Origin of the sequence: Xanthobacter autotrophicus (genome assembly GCF_030015065.1) — a bacterium.
In the GTDB taxonomy this organism is placed as follows: domain Bacteria; phylum Pseudomonadota; class Alphaproteobacteria; order Rhizobiales; family Xanthobacteraceae; genus Xanthobacter; species Xanthobacter autotrophicus_D.
Genome location: NZ_JAIVFN010000468.1, coordinates 1 through 425, shown reverse-complemented (window position 1 = coordinate 425; position 425 = coordinate 1). Strand labels below are relative to the sequence as shown.

The window sequence follows — 425 nt, the reverse complement described above, 5'->3', positions numbered from 1 at the left end:
CCATGGCCTCGGGCACGACCATCCAGCCGAGCCGCCAGCCGGTCATGTTGAAGTATTTGCTGAAGCTGTTGATGCTGACGATGTCGTCGCCGATCGCCAGCGCGGTCTGGCCGAAGGCCTCGTCGTGCGAGAGGCCGAGATAGATCTCATCGATGATCGTGGTGCCGCCCCGCGACTGCACTTCGGCATGGATGCGGCGCAGTTCATCGGGAGCGATCGGGGTGCCCGTGGGGTTGGAGGGCGAGGCCAGCAGCACGCCGCGCGTCTTCGGGCCCCAGTGGGCGGCGACCTTGGCGGCGCTGAGCTGGAAGCGCTCTCCGGCGGTGGAGGGCACCATCACCGCCCGGCCGTCCGCCGCGCTCACGAAATGCCGGTTGCAGGGATAGCTCGGGTCCGGCATGAGGATCTCGTCGCCCTGCTCGATG

1 protein-coding gene is annotated in these 425 nt (G+C 68.0%); it reads right to left on the bottom strand.

The window, feature by feature from the left end; translation table 11 throughout:
• A partial coding sequence (locus K9U40_RS24075) for an aminotransferase class I/II-fold pyridoxal phosphate-dependent enzyme (protein WP_282892565.1) occupies positions 1–425 on the bottom strand: 425 nt, incomplete at both ends.